The following is a 19,711-nucleotide window of genomic DNA, read 5'->3' as shown; positions in this document are numbered from 1 at the left end:
CTTGCGCGTATCGCGAGCGTCGCGACGCGCTACAATGGCGGCTTTTACCGATAATGAGGTGTGCGCTTTGACTGCTCCAGGTGCTTTGAATTCCGCTGCTGGCTCGCTTTATGTGGTGGCGACGCCCATCGGCAACCTGGACGACATCAGTGCGCGTGCGCTGAAAATCCTGCGCGACGTCGCCCTGATCGCCGCCGAAGATACCCGTCACTCCCAGCGATTGATGCAGCATTTCGGCATTCCTACACCGCTGGCGGCCTGCCATGAACACAATGAGCGGGATGAAGGTAGCCGCTTTATCACTCGTTTGCTTGCCGGCGACGATGTGGCGCTGATTTCAGATGCTGGCACGCCGTTGATTTCCGATCCGGGTTATCACCTGGTGCGTCAGGCTCGTGCTGCGGGTATCAATGTGGTGCCGGTTCCGGGCGCCTGTGCGTTGATCGCGGCGTTGTCGGCGGCGGGTTTGCCGTCGGACCGTTTCATTTTCGAAGGCTTTCTGCCGGCCAAGGCTGTCGGTCGGCGCGCCCGTCTTGAGTTGGTAAAGGAAGAGCCGCGCACGCTGATTTTTTATGAAGCCCCGCACCGGATCCTTGAGTGCCTTCAAGACATGGAGCTGGTGTTTGGTGGCGAACGTCCGGCGTTGCTGGCGCGTGAGCTGACCAAGACGTTCGAAACCCTTAAAGGTTTGCCACTGGCTGAGTTGCGCGAGTTCGTCGAATCAGACAGCAATCAGCAGCGTGGTGAATGCGTGGTGCTGGTGGCGGGTTGGTCTGCCCCCGAGACCGAGGATGCCGTCAGCAGTGAAGCCATGCGCATTCTGAATCTGTTGCTTGAAGAAATGCCGCTCAAGCGAGCCGCAGCGTTGGCGGCGCAAATTACCGGCGAGCGCAAGAATGTGCTCTATCAGGTCGCGCTGGATAAACAGAAGGGCGAATAGAAACCGACGTGCAGGCGCAGTCCAAGGCGTTTAGCGCTTGTCCTTCGGCCGCTCTGCCGTTAATCTTCGCCGCGGAGAGTCGATCGGACAGTCGCTGCCCTCTATGAAAATTAGGGGGGGGAGGAAAGTCCGGGCTCCATAGGGCGAAGTGCCAGGTAATGCCTGGGAGGCGTGAGCCTACGGAAAGTGCCACAGAAAATAACCGCCTAAGCGCTTCGGCGCCGGTAAGGGTGAAAAGGTGCGGTAAGAGCGCACCGCACGACTGGCAACAGTTCGTGGCTTAGGTAAACCCCACTTGGAGCAAGACCAAATAGGGTCCCAAGGCGTGGCCCGCGCTGGGACCGGGTAGGTTGCTAAAGATGTCCAGTGATGGCCATCGTAGACGAATGACTGTTCAAGACAGAACCCGGCTTACAGATCGACTCTCCACCTTTTTCCCCTCCCTGCTTTAATCATTGAGCAGGGCGCCTGTAGTAGCTTTTTCCCTCCTTACAGAATCAACAGCAGAAGCACTTTCCTAATACCGAAAAAATCTTACTCTTAACAAACTACTTTAACTTTCGAACGCAGCTTTCAGTGCTGATTCAAGTTATTGAGCAAGATGATGCGCCAAATTCTCGCTACCCCTCCTTTTACGCTCCTAAATCTCAGTTCTGTAAGGGTTTTCCTTTAATCCGCGCCTTGACGGTGCGGTGGCCGCATTCCTATAGTGTGCGCAAGTGGCGGAAAGTGGCATGAAGTGGGTTTTTTGAGCTCAAAACGCTAATATTTGGAGAAACGCTGACGTGTTTCGCGGAGCTAACGCTATCAGTCTCGATGCAAAGGGCCGTCTCGCTATGCCGAGCCGGTACCGTGACGAGCTCGTTTCGCGTAGTTCCGGTCAGTTAATCGTCACAATTGATGCCGTTGATCCGTGTTTGTGTGTTTACCCCCTCGATGAGTGGGAAATTATTGAAACCAAACTGCGCGCACTGCCTTCGCTTCGCGAAGAGAACCGCCGCCTGCAACGTTTACTGATTGGTAATGCCGTCGACCTCGAGCTCGATGGCAGTGGTCGTTTTCTGGTTCCGCCGCGTCTTCGTGAATATGCCAAGTTGGATAAGCGCGCGATGTTGGTAGGCCAACTGAACAAGTTCCAATTGTGGGACGAGGATGCCTGGGATGCGGTTTCTGCCGCTGACCTGGCTGCCATTCAACAACCGGGCGCCATGCCTGATGAACTGCGTGATTTGATCCTGTGACTATTGATAGCGGCTTTAACCACATCACCGTACTGCTCGACGAAGCCGTGGAGGCTCTCGCCGTACGTCCTGATGGCTGCTATCTGGACGGTACGTTCGGGCGCGGCGGACACAGCCGGTTGATCCTCAGTGAGCTCGGCCCCGAGGGTCGGGTACTCGGGTTCGACAAGGATCCTCAAGCGATTGCCACCGGGCAAACGCTAGCGGCCGAAGACGGCCGCTTTGTCGTTGTGCAGCGCAGCTTTGCCGAGCTCGGTTCGGAAGTCGCCGAACGTGGTCTGGCCGGCAAGGTCAGCGGCGTTTTGCTCGACCTCGGCGTGTCCTCGCCGCAGCTCGATGACCCTGAACGCGGCTTCAGTTTCCTCAACGATGGCCCGCTGGACATGCGCATGGATCCGTCCCGCGGGATCAGCGCTGCCGAATTCGTCAACACCGCCCCGGTGGAAGAAATCGCCCGTGTATTCAAGCAATACGGCGAAGAGCGTTTTTCCGGCCGCATGGCCCGTGCCGTGGCCGAGCGTCGCGACATCAAGCCGTTCGAGCGCACTGCCGATCTGGCTGAAGTCCTGAAAGTCGCCAACCCTGCATGGGAAAAGGGCAAGAACCCGGCGACCCGTGCGTTCCAGGGCTTGCGTATTCACGTCAACAACGAACTGGGTGATCTGGAAGCCGGCCTCGAAGCCGCACTGGAATGCCTGGAAGTCGGTGGCCGCCTGGTGGTCATCAGCTTCCACTCGCTGGAAGACCGCATCGTCAAGCTGTTCATGCGCAAACTGGTGAAAGGCGAAGCCGACAACCTGCCGCGTAATCTGCCGGTCCGTCACGTCGCCTTCGAACCAATAATCAAAATCCATGGCAAAGCGCAGTCCGCCTCCGAGGCCGAACTCAAAGCCAACCCACGTTCCCGTAGCGCCGTCATGCGCGTCGCGGAGAAGCTGCGGTGAGCAAGCTTTTCGCCAAGCCACTTCCCGGCGGAAGCTTTTTCATGTTTCTGCTGTTTATTGGCGTGCTCGTGTCGGCCATCGGCGTTTCCTATAGCGCCCACTGGAACCGTCAACTGTTGAACTCCCTGTACAACGAGTTGAGCGTGCGCGACAAGGCGCAAGCGGAGTGGGGCCGTTTGATTCTCGAACAGAGCACCTGGACCGCCCACAGCCGTATCGAAGTCCTGGCGACCGAGCAACTGAAGATGCGCATTCCTGGCGCCGCTGAAGTGCAGATGGTGGCGCCATGATGAAACTCGAGGGCGCTCTCTTTCCATGGCGGTTCCGCCTGGTACTGGGTTTGCTCGGCGTCATGGTCGCGGCGATTGCCTGGCGCATTATCGATCTGCAGGTGGTCGACCGTGCCTTTCTTAAAGGTCAGGGCGATGCGCGCAGCGTTCGTCATATTCCGATTCCGGCTCACCGTGGTCTGATCACCGACCGTAACGGCGAGCCTTTGGCCGTGAGTACCCCGGTCACCACCCTTTGGGCCAATGCCAAGGAAATGCAAACGGCCAAAGAGAAGTGGCCTGCACTGGCGGCTGCCTTGGGGCAGGACCCGAAAGCCCTGGCCGAACGTCTCGAAGCCCAGGCCAACAAAGAATTCATTTACCTGGTGCGCGGGCTGACCCCCGAGCAAGGCCAGTCCGTGCTCGATCTGAAAGTGCCGGGCGTTTATGGCATCGAAGAATTCCGCCGTTTCTACCCGGCCGGTGAAGTCACTGCCCATATGGTCGGTTTTACCGACATCGATGACCACGGTCGTGAAGGCGTCGAGCTGGCCTACGACGAATGGCTGGCCGGGGTTCCAGGCAAGCGGCAGGTGATCAAGGATCGGCGTGGCCGACTTATCAAGGATGTTCAGGTCACCAAAAACGCCAAGGCCGGAAAGCCCTTGGCGTTGTCCATTGACCTGCGTCTGCAATACCTGGCCAACCGTGAGCTGCGTAATGCGATCATCGAGAACGGCGCCAAGGCCGGCAGCCTGGTGATCATGGACGTGAAGAGCGGCGAGATCCTCGCCATGGTCAACCAGCCGACCTACAACCCGAACAACCGTCGCAACCTGCAACCGGCGATGATGCGTAACCGCGCGATGATCGACGTGTTCGAACCGGGTTCGACCATGAAAGCGATTTCCATGAGCGCCGCGATTGAAACCGGGCGCTGGAAGCCGACCGATACCGTTGAGGTTTATCCGGGCACCTTGCAGATTGGTAAATACACCATCAAGGACGTCTCCAAATCCGAAGGCCCGGTGCTCGACCTCACCGGCATCATGATCAACTCCAGTAACGTCGGCATGAGTAAAGTCGCGTTCGATATCGGCGGCGAAACGATTTTCCGCCTGGCGCAAAAAGTCGGCCTCGGCCAGGACACCGGCCTCGGCTTCCCGGGCGAGCGCGTCGGCAACCTGCCGAACTACCGCGAATGGCGCAAGGCTGAAACCGCCACGCTGTCGTACGGCTACGGTATCTCCGTGACCGCGATCCAGTTGGTCCACGCTTTCTCGGCCCTGGCCAACAACGGTCGCCTCGCGCCGCTGACCCTGATCAAAACCGACAAGGCACCGCAAACCACACAGGTATTGCCGGAAGCTGTCGCGAAGACCATGCAAACCATGCTGCAACAAGTGATCGAAGCCCCGCGCGGTGTATTCCGTGCGCAAGTGCCGGCGTATCACGTGGGCGGCAAGTCGGGTACCGCGCGCAAGACGTCGGTCGGCACCAAAGGCTACGCCGAGAATTCCTACCGCTCGCTGTTCGCCGGCTTCGGCCCGATGAGCGATCCGCGCTATGCCATCGTGGTGGTGATCGATGAGCCGTCCAAGGCCGGTTACTTCGGTGGTCTGGTATCGGCCCCGGTGTTCAGCAAAGTGATGTCCGGGACCTTGCGCCTGATGAACATCACCCCGGACAACCTGACACCTACTCAACAAGCGAACGCAGCACCGGTCGTTCCGCTGAAAGCCAATGGAGGGCGAGGCTGATGTCTCTGAGCTTGAACAAGATTTTCGCCCACGCCGGCCGCGATCTGTTGATCCGCGAACTGACCCTGGACAGCCGCAACGTGCGGGCAGGCGATCTGTTTCTCGCCGTCCCTGGCGGCAAGTTCGACGGACGCGCGCACATTGCCGACGCCCTGCAACGCGGCGCTGCCGCTGTGGCGTATGAAGTCGAAGGCGCGACCGTATTGCCGATTACCGATGTCCCGCTGATTCCGGTCAAAGGCCTGGCGGCGCAGCTGTCGGACATTGCCGGGCGTTTTTACGGTGACCCTAGTCGTCACCTGAACCTGATCGGCGTGACCGGCACCAACGGCAAAACCAGCGTGACGCAGTTGGTTGCACAAGCCCTGGATTTGCTCGGCCAGCACTGCGGCATCGTCGGCACGTTGGGTACCGGTTTTTACGGCGCGCTCGAAAGCGGCTTGCACACCACGCCGAACCCGATCGCCGTGCAGGCAACCCTCGCCGACCTGAAAAAGGCCGGTGCCAAAGCCGTCGCCATGGAAGTTTCTTCCCACGGTCTGGATCAGGGGCGCGTGACCGCACTGGCCTTCGATGTGGCGGTGATGACCAACCTGTCCCGCGATCACCTGGATTACCACGGCACCATGCAAGCCTACGGCGAAGCCAAGGCCAAGTTGTTTGCCTGGAATGATTTGAAGTGCCGGGTGGTCAACCTCGACGACGATTTCGGCCGCCGACTGGCCGCTGATGATGGTGAGTCGCGCTTGATCACCTACAGCCTGGAAGACTCCAGGGCCTACCTTTATTGCCGTGAAGCGCAGTTCGATGACGAGGGCGTGCGCGCCACGCTGGTCACGCCGCAGGGTGAGCATCATCTGCGCAGCACCTTGCTCGGTCGCTTCAACCTGAGCAACGTGCTGGCCGCGGTCGGCGCCTTGCTGGGTCTTGACTACGCGCTAGACGAAATTCTCAAGGTCCTGCCAAAACTCGAAGGCCCGGCCGGACGCATGCAGCGCCTCGGCGGCGGTACTCAGCCCCTGGTGGTGGTCGATTACGCTCATACACCGGATGCACTGGAAAAAGTCTTGATGGCCCTGCGTCCTCACGCCAAAGGTCGTTTGCTGTGCCTGTTCGGTTGCGGTGGTGATCGCGATCGCGGCAAGCGTCCGCTGATGGCTGAAGTGGTCGAGCGTCTGGCTGACGGCGTGCTGGTGACCGATGACAACCCGCGCACTGAAGACCCGGCAGTGATCTTCGACGACATCCGCGCCGGTTTTACCGCTGTGGATAAAGTCACCTTCGTCGCAGGCCGTCGCCAGGCGATTGCCCAATTGATCGCCAACGCTTCGGCGGATGACGTGATTGTCCTGGCCGGTAAAGGTCACGAGGACTATCAGGAAATCAACGGCCAGCGTCATGCTTTCTCCGATCTGGTCGAGGCCGATCACGCCTTGAGCGCGTGGGAGGTGGCCCATGCTTAAAGCCTTGAAACTGAGCGAACTGACCGGCGCGCTGAATGCCCGCCTGGTTTCTGCCGATGCCAGCTTCGACGGCGTCAGCATCGATAGCCGCGCGATCAAGCCAGGCCAACTCTTTATTGCCCTGGCCGGCCCGCGTTTCGATGGTCATGACTATCTCAATGACGTCGCCGCAAAAGGCGCCGTGGCGGCGTTGGTCGAGCATGAAGTCGCCGACAGCGCACTGCCGCAATTGCTGGTCAAAGATACGCGTCAGGCGCTGGGGCAACTCGGTGCATTGAACCGTTCGGCTTACACCCATCCTGTCGCGGCCATCACCGGTTCCAGCGGCAAGACCACGGTCAAGGAAATGCTTGCCAGCATCCTGCGCACGCGCGGTCCGGTGTTGGCGACCCGTGGCAACCTGAACAATGACCTCGGCGTGCCGCTGACCCTGCTCGAACTTGCACCGGAACATACCGCTGCGGTGATTGAGCTGGGTGCGTCGCGTCTTGGCGAAATTGCCTACACCGTCGGCATGACCAAGCCGCATGTCGCCGTGCTCAACAACGCCGGGACCGCCCACGTCGGCGAGTTCGGCGGGCCGGAAAAAATCGTTGAAGCCAAGGGCGAGATTATTGAAGGGCTGGATGCCGATGGCGTCGCCGTTCTCAATCTTGACGACAAGGCGTTCGACATCTGGAAGACCCGCGCTGCCGGTCGCAAAGTGCTGACCTTCGCCCTGAGCAATGTCAGTGCCGATTTCTACGCCAGCGATCTGGACCGCGACGCTCGCGGTTGCCCGGCTTTCAACCTGCACAGCCCTGAAGGTATTGAGCGCGTTCAACTGAACCTGCTCGGCACCCATAACGTCGCCAATGCCATGGCCGCCGCCGCCGCCGCCCATGCACTGGGCGTGTCGCTGTTCGGCATCGCCACCGGTCTGGGCGCGGTGCAACCGGTCAAGGGCCGCACCGTCGCGCAACTGGCCAGCAATGGCATGCGCGTAATTGATGACACGTATAACGCGAACCCCACCTCCATGTGCGCCGCCGTTGATATACTCGCCGGCTTTTCCGGCCGCACCGTTCTGGTGCTCGGGGATATCGGCGAGTTGGGCGATTGGGCGGAGCAGGGGCACCGCGATGTGGGCGAGTACGCCCGCGGCAAGGTTTCCGCGCTTTACGCCGTCGGGCCGATGATGGCTCACGCCGTGAACGCTTTCGGTCCGCAGGCCTTTCACTTCAGCACGCAGGCTGAACTGATCGAGGCCCTGGGCGCCGAGCAAGACACAAACACCACCATTTTGATCAAGGGCTCGCGCAGCGCCGCGATGGAAAACATCGTCGCCGCTTTGTGCGGGACCAGCCTGGAGAAACATTAATGCTGCTGCTGCTAGCGGAGTATCTGCAACAGTTCTACAAAGGCTTCGCGGTCTTTCAGTACCTGACCCTGCGCGGGATTCTCGGTGTGCTGACCGCGTTGGTTTTGTCGCTGTGCTACGGCCCGTGGATGATCCGCACGTTACAGAATCGTCAGATCGGTCAATCCGTTCGCAACGACGGTCCGCAATCGCACCTGTCCAAGTCCGGCACCCCGACCATGGGCGGCGCGCTGATTCTGTCGTCCATCGGCGTCAGCACTTTGCTGTGGGCTGACCTGAGCAACCGTTACGTGTGGACCGTGCTGCTGGTGACTTTGCTGTTCGGCGCGATCGGCTGGGTCGACGATTACCGCAAAGTGATCGAGAAGAACTCCCGTGGCCTTCCGAGTCGCTGGAAGTACTTCTGGCAATCGGTGTTCGGCCTGGGCGCGGCGATCTTCCTTTATATGACCGCAGCGACACCGGTAGAAACCACCCTGATCCTGCCGATGCTCAAGGACCACAGCATTCCGCTGGGCATAGGTTTCATTGTCCTGACTTACTTCGTGATCGTTGGCTCGAGCAACGCGGTCAACCTGACCGACGGCCTCGACGGTCTGGCGATCATGCCCACCGTAATGGTCGGCGGCGGGTTGGGGATCTTCTGCTACCTGTCGGGTAACGTGAAATTCGCTGAATACCTGTTGATCCCGTATGTACCGGGCGCAGGCGAGCTGATTGTGTTCTGCGGCGCCTTGATCGGCGCGGGCCTCGGGTTTCTCTGGTTCAACACATATCCGGCTCAGGTGTTCATGGGCGACGTCGGCGCACTGGCGCTGGGCGCGGCACTGGGCACTATTGCGGTGATCGTCCGCCAGGAAATCGTTCTGTTCATCATGGGCGGCGTGTTCGTGATGGAGACCCTGTCCGTCGTCATCCAGGTTGCCTCCTTCAAGTTGACCGGTCGCCGTGTGTTTCGCATGGCACCGATTCACCACCACTTTGAACTCAAGGGCTGGCCCGAGCCGCGTGTGATCGTCCGTTTCTGGATCATCACCGTGATTCTCGTACTGGTTGGCCTTGCCACCCTGAAGCTGAGGTAGAACGAGTGTCTCTGATCGCTTCTGACCACTTCCGCATCGTTGTCGGCCTCGGCAAGAGCGGCATGTCCCTGGTTCGCTTCCTGGCGAACCGGGGCACGTCGTTTGCTGTCGCCGACACGCGGGAAAATCCACCGGAACTGGCCACGCTCAAGCGTGACTATCCGCACGTGGAAGTGCGTTGTGGCGAGCTGGACGTCGAATTCCTGTGCCGCGCCGACGAGCTCTACGTGAGCCCCGGCCTGGCGCTGGCGACCCCGGCCCTGCAGGCTGCCGCCGCCCGTGGCGTGAAATTGTCCGGTGACATCGAGTTGTTCGCGCGTAACGCGAAGGCGCCGATCGTCGCCATCAGCGGTTCCAACGCGAAAAGCACCGTCACCACACTGGTCGGCGAGATGGCTGCGGCGGCCGGCAAGCGTGTCGCCGTCGGTGGCAACCTCGGTACGCCGGCGCTGGACCTGCTCAGCGACGACGTCGAGCTGTACGTGATGGAACTGTCGAGCTTCCAGCTCGAGACCACCGATCAGCTAAACGCCGAAGTGGCGACCGTGCTCAATGTCAGCGAAGACCACATGGACCGCTATAGCGGCCTGCCGGCTTATCACCTGGCCAAGCACCGGATCTTCCGGGGTGCCAGGCAGTTTGTGGTCAACCGTCAGGATGCCTTGAGCCGTCCGCTGATTGGCGAAGGCCAGCCATGCTGGACCTTCGGTTTGAGCAAGCCTGATTTCAAGGCATTCGGTATCCGCGAAGAAGACGGTGAGAAGTACCTGGCCTTCGAATTCCAGAACCTGATGCCAGTGCGCGAGCTGAAAATTCGCGGTGCCCACAACCAGTCCAACGCCTTGGCGGCATTGGCCCTGGGCCACGCCGTCGGCCTGCCGTTCGACGCGATGCTGGCGAGCCTGCGCACCTTCGCCGGGCTCGAGCATCGCTGCCAGTGGGTCCGTGACCTGAATGGCGTGAGCTACTACAACGATTCCAAAGCCACCAACGTCGGTGCCGCACTGGCGGCCATCGAAGGCCTGGGCGCGGACATCGACGGCAAACTCGTGCTGATCGCCGGTGGCGATGGCAAGGGTGCCGAGTTCAAGGACTTGCGTGATCCGGTGGCGGCCAACTGCCGCGCCGTGGTGCTGATGGGGCGTGACGCCGAGCTGATCGCTCAAGCCATCGGCGATGCCGTGCCACTGATTCGCGTCAACTCGCTGATCGAAGCGGTCGAGCAATGCCGCGCCATCGCAGAGAAGGGCGACGCCGTGTTGTTGTCGCCGGCCTGCGCCAGTTTCGACATGTTCAAGAATTACGAAGACCGTGGTCACCAGTTCGTCCGCGCTGTGGAGGACCTGGCATGAGCCTGATGAACATCATCAAGCCCTACCCGTCGCCGATCATCACCGGGCGCGGTATCGACCTCGACTTCCCTATGCTCGCCGGCTGCCTGGCCTTGATCGGCCTCGGGCTGGTCATGATTGCCTCGGCATCGACCGAAGTGGCGGCTGTGCAGTCGGGCAGCGCGCTGTACTACATGATTCGCCACCTTATCTACGTGGTGCTGGGCCTGGGTGCCTGCATCGTCACCATGATGATTCCGATCGCCACCTGGCAACGCCTGGGCTGGCTGATGCTGATTGGTGCGTTCGGTTTGCTGGTGATGGTGATCATCCCGGGGATCGGCCGTGAAGTGAACGGTTCGATGCGCTGGATCGGATTCAGTTTCTTCAACGTTCAGCCTTCCGAGATCGCCAAGGTGTTCGTGGTGATCTACCTCGCCGGCTACCTGGTGCGTCGTCAGAAAGAAGTGCGTGAAAGCTGGATGGGCTTCTTCAAGCCGTTCATCGTTCTGCTGCCAATGGCGGGTCTGTTGCTGATGGAGCCGGACTTCGGCGCCACTGTCGTGATGATGGGCGCTGCTGCGGCGATGCTGTTCCTCGGCGGGGTCGGGCTGTTCCGTTTTTCCCTGATGGTTGTCCTGGCGGTCGGGGCGGTGGTGTTGCTGATTCAAGTGCAGCCGTATCGAATGGCGCGCCTGACCAACTTTGCCGATCCGTGGGCCGACCAGTTCGGTGCCGGTTATCAGTTGTCTCAAGCGTTGATCGCTTTTGGTCGCGGCGAATGGCTGGGTGTTGGCCTGGGCAACAGCGTGCAGAAACAGTTCTACCTGCCGGAAGCCCACACCGACTTCGTGTTTTCGGTCCTGGCCGAAGAACTGGGTGCCGTCGGTTCTTTGTGCACGGTAGCGCTGTTCGCCTTTGTTTGTATTCGCGGGATGTACATCGGTTATTGGGCCGAGAAGGCCAAGCAGTTTTTCGCCGCCTACATCGCGTATGGCTTGTCGTTCCTGTGGATTGGTCAGTTCCTGATCAACATCGGGGTGAACGTCGGTCTGCTGCCAACCAAGGGTCTGACCCTGCCGTTTCTCAGTTACGGCGGTAGCTCGTTGGTGATCTGCTGTGCCTGTCTCGGCTTGTTGCTGCGCATCGAGTGGGAAAGTCGAACCCACTTGGGCAGCGAAGAGATGGAGTTCCATGAGAGTGACTTCGCCGAGGAGCCGACCCATGGGCGCTAACGTATTGATCATGGCGGGCGGCACCGGTGGCCACGTGTTCCCGGCGCTGGCGTGTGCTCGCGAATTCCAGGCCCGTGGTTACACCGTGCATTGGCTGGGGACTCCGCGTGGCATCGAGAACGAACTGGTCCCGATGGCCGGCATCGAACTGCATCGGATCAATGCCAGCGGATTGCGTGGCAAGGGCAAATTGTCCCTGCTCAAGGCCCCATTCATGTTGCTCAAGTCGATCTGGCAGGCACGGGCGATCATTCGCCAGTTGCGGCCGGTGTGTGTCGTCGGCTTTGGCGGTTATGTGACCGGTCCCGGTGGCGTTGCCGCCAAACTGGCTGGTGTGCCGGTGATCGTTCACGAGCAGAACGCCGTAGCCGGTACCGCCAATCGGTTGCTGGTGCCGTTGGCCGCCCGAGTCTGTGAAGCGTTCCCCGACACCTTTACTCTGTCGGGCAGCCGTCGGACCACCGGTAACCCGGTGCGCACCGAGCTGTTCCTCGAAACACCGCGACAGGCTCTGGCCGGTCGCAAGGCGCGTTTGCTGATCCTGGGTGGAAGCCTGGGCGCAGAACCGTTGAACAAGTTGCTGCCTGAAGCCCTGTCGCAAGTCGCCCCCGACCTGCGCCCGGAAGTGTTTCATCAGGCCGGCAAAAACCACGATGAAGTGACTGCAGAGCGCTATCGCGCGGCTGGCGTCGAGGCGCAAGTGCAGCCTTTCATCAAAGACATGGCCCAAGCCTATGGCTGGGCCGACCTGGTGGTGTGCCGCGCAGGCGCGTTGACCATCAGTGAACTGGCCGCCGCCGGTCTGCCCTCGATGCTGGTGCCTTTGCCCCACGCGATCGACGATCACCAGACCCGCAACGCCGATTATTTGGCCCGTGAAGGCGCTGCCTTCCTGATGCCGCAAAGAACGACTGGCGCAGCGGATCTTGCCGCACGCCTGACAGAGGTCCTGATGCAACCACAACGACTCACCGACATGGCTACCGCGGCACGCCGCCTGGCCAAACCCGATGCAACCCGTAACGTGGTCGATACCTGCCTGGAGGTGGCCCATGGTTGAGAATCAGAAAGCCATGCCGCAACCGGAAATGCGCCGCATCCGTCGCATCCATTTCGTCGGGATCGGCGGCGTGGGCATGTGCGGCATTGCCGAAGTGTTGTTGAACCTGGGCTATGAAGTGTCCGGTTCCGACCTGAAAGCTTCACCGGTGACCGAGCGTCTCGAGTCCTTCGGCGCCCAGATCTTTATCGGCCACCGCGCCGAGAACGCCGCGAACGCGGACGTACTGGTCACCTCCAGTGCCGTGAACACCTCCAACCCGGAAGTCGCCACTGCCCTGGAACGCCGCATCCCGGTGGTGCCTCGCGCTGAAATGCTGGCTGAGCTGATGCGCTACCGCCACGGCATCGCCGTCGCCGGTACCCATGGCAAAACCACCACCACCAGCCTGATCGCTTCGGTGTTCGCCGCCGGTGGCCTGGACCCGACATTCGTGATCGGTGGCCGTCTGAATGCCGCGGGCACCAATGCCCAACTGGGCACCAGTCGTTACCTGATCGCTGAAGCAGATGAAAGCGACGCCAGCTTCCTGCACTTGCAGCCGCTGGTGGCCGTGGTCACCAACATCGACGCCGACCACATGGCGACCTACGACGGTGACTTCAATAAACTGAAGAAAACCTTCGTCGAGTTCCTCCACAACCTGCCGTTTTACGGTCTGGCGGTGGTGTGCCTGGACGATCCGGTGGTGCGTGAAATCTTGCCGTTGGTAAAACGTCCGACCGTGACTTATGGCTTCGGCGACGACTGCGATGTGCGTGCGATCAATGTGCGTCAGCAGGGCATGCAGACCTTCTTCACCGTGCTGCGTCCTGATCGCGATCCGCTGGATGTCTCGGTGAACATGCCGGGCAACCACAACGTGTTGAATGCACTGGCAACCATCTGCATCGCCACCGATGAAGGCGTCAGCGATGAAGCCATCGTCCAGGGCCTGTCCGGGTTCCAGGGTGTCGGTCGACGCTTCCAGGTCTACGGCGAACTGCCGGTAGACGGTGGCAGCGTGATGCTGGTCGACGACTACGGTCACCACCCGACCGAAGTTGCCGCGGTCATCAAAGCCGTGCGCGGTGGCTGGCCGGAACGCCGTCTGGTGATGGTCTACCAGCCGCACCGTTACAGCCGCACCCGTGACCTGTACGACGATTTCGTCAATGTATTGGCCGACGCCAACGTCCTGTTGCTGATGGAAGTCTACCCGGCCGGTGAAGAACCGATCCCGGGCGCCGACAGCCGCAAGTTGTGCAACAGCATCCGTCAGCGCGGTCAGCTCGACCCGATCTACATCGAGCGCGGTGTCGATCTCGCGCCGGTGGTCAAGCCGCTGCTGCGTGCTGGCGACATCCTGCTGTGCCAGGGCGCCGGTGACATCGGTGGTCTTGCTCCAAAACTGTTGAAAAGTCCGTTGTTCGCTGGCGCCGTTGCTGCGCCGAGTGTGGGGAAGTTGAAATGACTGCTGCTTACGCCAACCTCGTCTCCACTGTCGCGCCGAAAGATTTCGGCCGCGTCGCCGTGCTCTTCGGCGGCAAGAGTGCCGAGCGTGAGGTTTCCCTCAAGTCGGGTAACGCGGTTCTCGACGCGCTGCTAAGCGCCGGTGTGGACGCGTTCGGTCTCGACGTGGGCGATGATCTGTTGCAGCGCCTGCTGAACGAAAAAATCGATCGCGCCTTCATCATTCTCCACGGTCGTGGCGGTGAAGACGGCAGCATGCAGGGCCTGCTGGAATGCCTGGGTATTCCGTACACCGGCAGCGGCATTCTTGCTTCGGCGCTGGCCATGGACAAACTGCGGACCAAACAGGTCTGGCACAGCCTCGGTATTCCGACGCCACGCCATGCCGTACTGAGCTGCGAGGCCGATTGTATTTCGGCGGCGACGGAACTGGGCTTCCCTTTGATCGTCAAACCGGCCCATGAAGGTTCAAGTATCGGGATGGCCAAAGTGACCTCCGCGTCGGAGTTGATCGACGCGTGGAAAGCGGCCAGTACCTACGATTCGCAAGTGTTGGTCGAGCAATGGATTCAAGGTCCGGAGTTCACCATCGCCACCCTGCGTGACCAGGTGTTGCCACCGATTGCCCTGGGCACGACGCACAGCTTCTACGACTACGACGCCAAGTACGTGGCTTGCGATACCCAGTATCGGATTCCGTGTGGCCTGGACAGCAACAAAGAAAAAGAACTGATGGACCTCACGGCGAAAGCCTGTGAGGCGCTGGGTATCGCCGGTTGGGGCAGGGCTGACGTGATGCAGGACGCCGACGGGCAGTTCTGGTTTCTGGAAGTCAATACCGCACCGGGCATGACCGATCACAGTCTGGTGCCGATGGCGGCTCGTGCTGCCGGTCTGGATTTCCAGCAACTGGTTCTGGCGATTCTGGCCGCAAGCATTGAGCCGCGAGGTTAAGACCATGCAAGGCGCACAGCTGAGACATCAGCCCTCCGCACCGACCGGCCGCAAGCCGGTACCGCGGGGTGCCAGCCGAATGGTGGCCAAAGAGCCGATGTCTGCGCGCCTGCCGAAAGCCAATTTCGGTTTTCTGAAAAGCCTGTTCTGGCCGGTGCTGCTGGTCGCACTGGGTTTCGGTACTTACGAAGGCGCGCAGCGTTTGTTGCCGTACGCCGACCGGCCGATCACCAGGATCAACGTGCAGGGCGACCTGAGTTACATCAGCCAGCAAGCAATACAGCAACGGATCGCCCCGTACGTGGCGTCGAGCTTCTTCACCATCGACCTGGCGAGCATGCGTACCGAGCTGGAAACGATGCCATGGATTGCCCACGCCGAAGTGCGTCGGGTGTGGCCGGATCAAGTGGTGATCCGCCTGGAAGAACAACTGCCGGTGGCCCGTTGGGGCGATGAATCGCTGTTGAACAACCAGGGCCAGGCGTTCACCCCGCGCGAGCTGGCGAACTACGAACATTTGCCACAGCTGTTCGGCCCACAACGGGCCCAACAGCAAGTGATGCAGCAATACCAGGTGCTGAGCCAGATGCTCAGGCCGTTGGGCTTCTCGATTGCGCGCCTGGAATTGCGCGATCGAGGTAGCTGGTTCCTGACCACCGGCGCCGGCAGCGCGGGCCCGGGAATCGAACTGTTGCTGGGACGCGGCAACCTGCTGGAAAAGATGCGCCGTTTCATTGCCATCTATGACAAGACGCTTAAAGAACAGATTACGAACATTGCGCGCATCGATCTGCGCTACGCCAACGGCCTCGCTGTTGGCTGGCGGGAACCTGTAGCGCCCACGACAGCCCAACCCGCTGTCGCGAAGAATTAAGAAGAGGCAGGACCATGGCAAACGTGCAAAGCGGCAAAATGATCGTCGGTCTCGATATCGGCACCTCCAAAGTGGTGGCGCTGGTCGGCGAGGTCTCGGACGACGGCACGCTGGAAATCGTCGGGATCGGTACCCATCCGTCCCGTGGCCTGAAGAAAGGCGTGGTGGTGAACATCGAGTCCACCGTGCAATCGATCCAGCGCGCGATCGAAGAGGCGCAGCTGATGGCTGGTTGCCGCATTCACTCGGCGTTCGTCGGCGTGGCCGGCAATCACATCCGCAGCCTGAACTCCCACGGCATCGTGGCGATTCGTGATCGCGAAGTCAGCTCCGCCGACCTCGAGCGCGTGCTCGACGCCGCCCAGGCTGTAGCGATCCCGGCTGACCAGCGCGTGCTGCACACCCTGCCGCAGGATTACGTGATCGATAACCAGGAAGGCGTTCGTGAGCCTCTGGGCATGTCGGGCGTACGTCTGGAAGCCAAGGTTCACGTGGTCACCTGCGCCGTCAACGCCGCACAGAACATTGAAAAATGCGTGCGTCGCTGCGGCCTGGAAATCGACGACATCATTCTCGAGCAGCTGGCTTCGGCCTACTCGGTCCTGACCGACGACGAGAAAGAGCTGGGCGTGTGCCTGGTGGACATCGGTGGCGGCACCACCGACATCGCGATCTTCACTGAAGGCGCGATCCGTCACACCGCAGTGATCCCGATTGCGGGCGACCAGGTGACCAACGACATCGCCATGGCGTTGCGCACTCCGACCCAGTACGCCGAAGAAATCAAGATTCGCTACGCCTGCGCCCTGGCCAAACTGGCCGGTGCCGGTGAAACCATCAAGGTCCCAAGTGTCGGCGACCGTCCACCGCGCGAGCTGTCCCGTCAGGCCTTGGCCGAAGTGGTCGAGCCGCGTTACGACGAACTCTTCACGCTGATCCAGGCCGAACTGCGTCGCAGTGGCTACGAAGACCTGATCCCGGCCGGCATCGTGCTGACCGGTGGTACGTCGAAGATGGAAGGCGCAGTCGAACTGGCCGAAGAAATCTTCCACATGCCGGTGCGCCTGGGCGTGCCGCATGGCGTCAAGGGCCTGGACGACGTGGTCCGCAACCCGATTTATTCCACTGGCGTTGGCCTGTTGATGTACGGCCTGCAGAAGCAGTCCGACGGGATTTCCTTCTCGGGCATCAGCAGCCGCGACAGCTACAGCAATGAAGAACCGAAAGCCGCCTTGCTCGATCGCATCAAGAGCTGGGTACAAGGCAACTTCTAACGAAGCAGATTCAAGCGACAAGTTTCAAGCGGCAAGCGGTAAAAGCAGCAAAACGCAGTAGGCGAAAAAACTAGAGAAATGAAAGGAGAGGGAAAATGTTCGAACTCGTAGACAACATCCCCGCAAGCCCGGTTATTAAAGTTATCGGTGTTGGCGGAGGCGGCGGCAACGCCGTCAACCACATGGTCAAGAGCAACATTGAAGGCGTTGAATTCATCTGCGCCAACACTGATGCCCAAGCGCTGAAAAGCATCGGCGCGCGGACCATCCTGCAACTGGGCACCGGCGTGACCAAAGGTCTCGGCGCTGGCGCCAACCCTGAAGTAGGTCGTCAGGCCGCTCTCGAAGATCGCGAGCGCATTGCCGAAGTCCTGCAGGGCACCAATATGGTGTTCATCACCACTGGCATGGGCGGTGGTACCGGTACCGGTGCTGCGCCGATCATTGCTGAAGTGGCCAAGGAAATGGGGATTCTCACCGTTGCGGTGGTGACTCGTCCTTTCCCGTTCGAAGGTCGCAAGCGCATGCAGATCGCCGATGAAGGCATCCGTCTGCTGTCTGAAAGCGTCGACTCGTTGATCACCATTCCCAACGAGAAGCTGCTGACCATCCTTGGCAAGGACGCAAGCCTGCTGTCCGCATTCGCCAAGGCCGACGATGTACTGGCCGGTGCCGTTCGCGGTATCTCCGACATCATCAAGCGTCCGGGCATGATCAACGTCGACTTTGCCGACGTGCGTACCGTGATGAGCGAAATGGGCATGGCGATGATGGGCACTGGCTGCGCCAGCGGTCCGAACCGTGCACGTGAGGCCACCGAAGCGGCCATTCGCAACCCATTGCTGGAAGACGTGAACCTGCAAGGTGCACGCGGCATCCTGGTGAACATCACCGCCGGTCCTGACCTGTCCCTGGGTGAGTACTCCGACGTGGGTAGCATCATCGAAGCTTTCGCTTCCGAGCACGCGATGGTCAAGGTCGGTACCGTTATCGATCCGGACATGCGCGACGAGCTGCACGTAACAGTAGTAGCCACTGGTTTGGGCGCAAAAATCGAGAAGCCTGTAAAGGTCATCGACAACACCATGCACACGTCCGTGGCTTCGCAGCCGCAGCAACAAGCGTCTTCGCGTCAGGAAGCGCCTGCTGTGAACTACCGTGATCTGGACCGTCCGACCGTCATGCGCAACCAGGCTCAGGCCGGTGCTGCGACTGCCGCGAAGATGAATCCGCAAGATGATCTGGACTACCTGGACATCCCGGCTTTCCTGCGTCGTCAGGCCGATTGATGGAATGTATCAGGGCTATGAAGGTGATTGGTGTTCAGCAAAGGTCTGGTCTGCTATCATCGCCAGCCTTTGTTGATACCAGTTCGCAATTTGCGCTGAAGCGGCCCAAGCCATGATTAAACAACGCACACTGAAAAATATTATCCGTGCTACAGGTGTAGGCCTGCACTCCGGGGAAAAGGTATACCTGACCCTCAAGCCCGCACCTATCGACACCGGCATTGTGTTTGTTCGTGCCGATCTCGACCCTGTGGTGCAGATTCCTGCCCGCGCGGAAAACGTTGGTGAAACCACGATGTCGACCACATTGGTCAGTGGTGACACCAAAGTGGATACGGTGGAGCACTTGCTCTCGGCCATGGCTGGCCTGGGCATCGATAACGCCTACGTCGAGCTCTCCGCGTCTGAAGTTCCGATCATGGATGGTAGCGCTGGACCTTTCGTATTCCTGATTCAATCGGCCGGCCTGGAAGAACAGGACGCACCGAAGAAGTTCATCCGGATCCTGCGGGAAGTGACAGTGGAAGACGGCGACAAGCGCGCCACTTTCGTCCCTTTCGAAGGCTTCAAGGTGAGTTTCGAGATCGATTTCGATCACCCGGTTTTCCGTAACCGCACACAAAGTGCAAGCGTGGATTTTTCCAGCACTTCGTTTGTAAAAGAAGTCAGCCGCGCCCGTACCTTTGGTTTCATGAGTGATATCGAGTACCTGCGCAAGCACAACCTCGCACTCGGCGGCAGCGTTGAAAACGCTATTGTGGTCGACGCGGATGGCGTACTGAACGAAGACGGCCTTCGCTATGAAGACGAATTCGTGAAGCACAAGATCCTCGATGCAATTGGTGACCTCTACCTGCTGGGCAATAGCCTGATTGGTGAGTTCAAGGGCTTCAAGTCCGGACATGCATTGAACAACCAGCTGCTGCGCAAGTTGATTGAGCAGACAGATGCTTGGGAAGTCGTGACTTTCGAAGACGCCAGCACTGCACCGATCTCTTACATGCGTCCAGTTGCGGCCGTGTAAGTAAAAACCTCTCTAGTTTTTAAAGGCTACCTTCGGGTGGCCTTTTTTTATGCCTGGAAAGTCGATCGTTCCCACGCATTGCGATGATCGTTCCCACGCTCCGCGTGGGAATGCCTCAAGGGACGCTCCGCGTTCCAGCTCTCGAAAGGGACGCGGAGC

The 19,711-nt window shown here is 60.1% G+C and carries 17 protein-coding genes and 1 other RNA gene; all 18 read left to right on the top strand.

Annotated features, from left to right (window positions below):
• The first annotated feature begins 34 nt into the window (after positions 1–34).
• The 18 genes from rsmI (at position 35) to lpxC (ending at position 19,552) form a co-directional block, all read left to right on the top strand.
• Complete coding sequence (rsmI, locus tag AC3WP4_RS15565) at positions 35–940, top strand: 16S rRNA (cytidine(1402)-2'-O)-methyltransferase (protein ID WP_162493963.1); 906 nt, start codon at positions 35–37, stop codon at positions 938–940.
• 75 nt (positions 941–1,015) lie between these two features.
• Positions 1,016–1,370, top strand: an RNA gene (rnpB, locus tag AC3WP4_RS15560) — RNase P RNA component class A.
• 355 nt (positions 1,371–1,725) lie between these two features.
• Positions 1,726–2,181, top strand: a complete 456-nt coding sequence (gene mraZ / locus AC3WP4_RS15555; protein WP_008147486.1) for a division/cell wall cluster transcriptional repressor MraZ — start codon at positions 1,726–1,728, stop codon at positions 2,179–2,181.
• Complete coding sequence (gene rsmH, locus AC3WP4_RS15550) at positions 2,178–3,125, top strand: 16S rRNA (cytosine(1402)-N(4))-methyltransferase RsmH (RefSeq protein WP_371916899.1); 948 nt, start codon at positions 2,178–2,180, stop codon at positions 3,123–3,125. The genes mraZ and rsmH overlap by 4 nt, the downstream gene beginning before the upstream one ends.
• Complete coding sequence (gene ftsL, locus AC3WP4_RS15545) at positions 3,122–3,415, top strand: cell division protein FtsL (RefSeq protein ID WP_033053422.1); 294 nt, start codon at positions 3,122–3,124, stop codon at positions 3,413–3,415. The genes rsmH and ftsL overlap by 4 nt, the downstream gene beginning before the upstream one ends.
• Positions 3,415–5,154, top strand: a complete 1,740-nt coding sequence (locus AC3WP4_RS15540) for a peptidoglycan D,D-transpeptidase FtsI family protein (RefSeq protein WP_173860459.1) — start codon at positions 3,415–3,417, stop codon at positions 5,152–5,154. Before ftsL ends, AC3WP4_RS15540 begins: the two co-directional genes overlap by 1 nt.
• Complete coding sequence (locus AC3WP4_RS15535; protein WP_102615297.1) at positions 5,154–6,617, top strand: UDP-N-acetylmuramoyl-L-alanyl-D-glutamate--2,6-diaminopimelate ligase; 1,464 nt, start codon at positions 5,154–5,156, stop codon at positions 6,615–6,617. The genes AC3WP4_RS15540 and AC3WP4_RS15535 overlap by 1 nt, the downstream gene beginning before the upstream one ends.
• Positions 6,610–7,977, top strand: a complete 1,368-nt coding sequence (locus AC3WP4_RS15530; RefSeq protein WP_102615298.1) for a UDP-N-acetylmuramoyl-tripeptide--D-alanyl-D-alanine ligase — start codon at positions 6,610–6,612, stop codon at positions 7,975–7,977. Before AC3WP4_RS15535 ends, AC3WP4_RS15530 begins: the two co-directional genes overlap by 8 nt.
• A complete protein-coding gene (mraY, locus tag AC3WP4_RS15525) occupies positions 7,977–9,059 on the top strand; it encodes a phospho-N-acetylmuramoyl-pentapeptide-transferase (RefSeq protein WP_008147501.1) in 1,083 nt (360 codons plus the stop codon). The genes AC3WP4_RS15530 and mraY overlap by 1 nt, the downstream gene beginning before the upstream one ends.
• Before the next feature lie 5 nt (positions 9,060–9,064).
• Positions 9,065–10,411: a UDP-N-acetylmuramoyl-L-alanine--D-glutamate ligase gene (gene murD, locus AC3WP4_RS15520; RefSeq protein ID WP_074880081.1), complete on the top strand. Its 1,347-nt coding sequence runs from the start codon at positions 9,065–9,067 to the stop codon at positions 10,409–10,411.
• The gene (ftsW, locus tag AC3WP4_RS15515) at positions 10,408–11,625 is read left to right on the top strand and encodes a putative lipid II flippase FtsW (RefSeq protein WP_074880076.1); all 1,218 of its coding nucleotides are present in this window, start codon (positions 10,408–10,410) and stop codon (positions 11,623–11,625) included. Before murD ends, ftsW begins: the two co-directional genes overlap by 4 nt.
• Complete coding sequence (gene murG / locus AC3WP4_RS15510) at positions 11,615–12,685, top strand: undecaprenyldiphospho-muramoylpentapeptide beta-N-acetylglucosaminyltransferase (RefSeq protein WP_074880071.1); 1,071 nt, start codon at positions 11,615–11,617, stop codon at positions 12,683–12,685. The genes ftsW and murG overlap by 11 nt, the downstream gene beginning before the upstream one ends.
• On the top strand, positions 12,678–14,138 hold the full coding sequence (gene murC / locus AC3WP4_RS15505; RefSeq protein ID WP_074880068.1) for a UDP-N-acetylmuramate--L-alanine ligase: 1,461 nt from the start codon (positions 12,678–12,680) through the stop codon (positions 14,136–14,138). The genes murG and murC overlap by 8 nt, the downstream gene beginning before the upstream one ends.
• Positions 14,135–15,091 carry a D-alanine--D-alanine ligase gene (locus AC3WP4_RS15500; RefSeq protein ID WP_074880065.1) on the top strand — a complete coding sequence of 319 codons (957 nt, stop codon included), beginning with the start codon at positions 14,135–14,137 and terminating at the stop codon, positions 15,089–15,091. The genes murC and AC3WP4_RS15500 overlap by 4 nt, the downstream gene beginning before the upstream one ends.
• A gap of 4 nt (positions 15,092–15,095) precedes the next feature.
• Positions 15,096–15,965, top strand: coding sequence for a cell division protein FtsQ/DivIB (locus AC3WP4_RS15495; protein ID WP_074880062.1), 870 nt, complete (start codon positions 15,096–15,098; stop codon positions 15,963–15,965).
• 14 nt (positions 15,966–15,979) lie between these two features.
• Positions 15,980–17,239, top strand: a complete 1,260-nt coding sequence (gene ftsA / locus AC3WP4_RS15490; protein WP_008147519.1) for a cell division protein FtsA — start codon at positions 15,980–15,982, stop codon at positions 17,237–17,239.
• 95 nt (positions 17,240–17,334) lie between these two features.
• Positions 17,335–18,528, top strand: coding sequence for a cell division protein FtsZ (gene ftsZ, locus AC3WP4_RS15485; protein WP_074880059.1), 1,194 nt, complete (start codon positions 17,335–17,337; stop codon positions 18,526–18,528).
• Between the two features lie 112 nt (positions 18,529–18,640).
• Positions 18,641–19,552 carry a UDP-3-O-acyl-N-acetylglucosamine deacetylase gene (gene lpxC / locus AC3WP4_RS15480; protein ID WP_008147525.1) on the top strand — a complete coding sequence of 304 codons (912 nt, stop codon included), beginning with the start codon at positions 18,641–18,643 and terminating at the stop codon, positions 19,550–19,552.
• The last annotated feature ends 159 nt before the right edge of the window (positions 19,553–19,711 follow it).

Source organism: Pseudomonas sp. FW305-20 (genome assembly GCF_058788075.1).
The sequence above is the reverse complement of the archived record's forward strand: the minus strand, read 5'-3'. Positions and strand labels throughout refer to the sequence as shown.